We start from the raw sequence: 1,955 nt of genomic DNA, 5'->3' as shown, positions 1-1,955 counted from the left end.
TCCAGTCCGTTATAGCTGAATCGCGTACTCAGTCCTCTGCTTGAAGACTGACCTTTCAGCAACCCATTCGGTGCATACTCAAATGTCATACGATCCAGTGAACCACCCGTAGCAGCACTCGCTCCTGCCAGACTCTGTACGCCCGCTGTCCCTGCTCCACTGCTAACGTCCATTTGAGTCACTTGGCCCAAACTATCCAGCTTCGATTGAACGTGCATAGACGTACCCGAAGCATCGGTCAGCACATAGCCTGTGCGAGACTGCTTATTGTACTCATAGTTTATTTTCGTGCCGTCCGGGTACTTCAGTCCGGTCAACGACCCATTGGCTGGATCATAGGCATACGAGGTCGTTCCCTGCCCATCTGTCATGCTGGTTCTGCGTCCCGCACGGTCATAGGTATAGTTGGTTTTAAAATCTGGTCCCACTGCTTCGGTAACCAGCCCACCATAATATTTATTTACAATAGCATGAAGTAAGCGCAATTAAGGACTAATAATTAAAAAAGACCACAACACGAAACTATATCGCATTGTGGTAAAATATTCAAAAATCCTATTTCAATATTTGCGCAGTCCCCGCCTCTACATCAATTAGAAAAACTCTGGGATCCATACCATACCTCCCATTATTATGTTCGTCCAGTGTAGACAACTCGTATTGATTCGGTACATTTGTCGGTTTTAAAATACCCCAAGCCCAGTCCTCGCTACCTCCACCTGAATAGCCCTCATTTTCCTTTCTAATTGAAATAGCAATATTTTTTTCTTCTCCTGTTGAAATATTTTTCAAGTGCAATTGTTCCCTACTATTCCTCTGGAAAGGATTAATTAAATCAATGCGATATTCATATTTTTGATCTGAAGTTAAGCGTACTGGATCACTATCAACATTATCATACAGCCATCCTCGAGTGGGAGTTCCATCTACTAAATAATAAGAAAAAAATAGTAAAGATACCATCAATATTGCTGACACCAAATATTTTATCCCACTAAATGGTGCCCATCCCTGCCAAATATACGTTAACGATATTAATACAATTATAATTGACGGAACTCCAAATAAAACCAATGTAGCGGTTCCCAAGATATCATGTCCATGTTGAAAGCCCCCCGTTGAGCCTAAAATAAACCATATGAAAGCCGCTATATTTATAAGAATAGGTATCACCCATATTATTTTGAACCAGATAGGCATTTTACTCATTTACTCCCTCCTGTCTATGTTTGATTTTTTTACTTTTCAATTTGTATCATATCTAAATAGCGCTTACCGTTTAATGTGTTGCTCAGTTTTTCATTGAATTTTTATACCTTGCTTCAGAAAAATTATGTTGTAACAAAAGTGGCTTTACGTATTTATCCAATGTATTAGGATTATTATGCATTACAGAATGGGCTTCAATTCGATGTGTAGAAAAATATGAAGATAATTTAACTTTAACATTTTCAGCGCCACTGAATGTACGCATCGCTTGCCCTAAAGTCCAAATACTCCCTCCAAGTTCTTTTTGTACTAAATCATAATCGTTATATACATTGATATGTTGTCCTACATCCGTTTTCAGCTTATACCCTCGTACTGGTGTCGCAATGGTGATAAGAGTATCAACGTGCATCCCACGTTTAGCCAAGATGTTAGTTGCCATGATGGAAACATTGCCTCCGTGACTGTGCCCCATGATTCGTATCGGTTCTTTTGGATGAGCTTTGTGATAATTATAAATTTCATTCGCTACAATTTCTGCCCCCTTAACGCGGGCTCCATTGTTATTCTTACCGCTCCATCGCGGAGTATCAACCGGTTCATGAAAAAGTTCTTTTTCAATGTAATTTTTACTATTATCCCATGTATTTGGATAAGCAAAAGTACCATGTACTAGCCAAACTTTATGCCCACTTGGGTCAACATAAATCAACGGATTATTATTCACATACGTATACCAGTTCAAG

Annotated in this window: 3 protein-coding genes; all 3 read right to left on the bottom strand. The window is 39.5% G+C overall.

Annotation, left to right across the window (positions count from 1 at the left end; genetic code table 11):
* A partial coding sequence (locus ACIFQM_RS24745) for a hypothetical protein (RefSeq protein ID WP_430066385.1) occupies positions 1-428 on the bottom strand: 428 nt, incomplete at its 3' end.
* A 127-nt stretch (positions 429-555) separates the two neighbouring features.
* Positions 556-1,209, bottom strand: coding sequence for a hypothetical protein (locus ACIFQM_RS24740; protein WP_430048003.1), 654 nt, complete (start codon positions 1,207-1,209; stop codon positions 556-558).
* Between the two features lie 82 nt (positions 1,210-1,291).
* A partial coding sequence (locus tag ACIFQM_RS24735; protein ID WP_430066383.1) for a lipase family protein occupies positions 1,292-1,955 on the bottom strand: 664 nt, incomplete at its 5' end.

Source organism: Paenibacillus sp. NRS-1782 (assembly GCF_050467685.1).
GTDB classification, from domain to species: domain Bacteria; phylum Bacillota; class Bacilli; order Paenibacillales; family Paenibacillaceae; genus Paenibacillus; species Paenibacillus terrae_A.
This window is presented reverse-complemented; position numbering and strand designations above follow the sequence as displayed.

Bases quoted from the DNA above. Each gene is read 5' to 3' on its own strand.
- ACIFQM_RS24740 (WP_430048003.1), bottom strand. From the start codon at position 1,209: ATGAGTAAAATGCCTATCTGGTTCAAAATAATATGGGTGATACCTATT.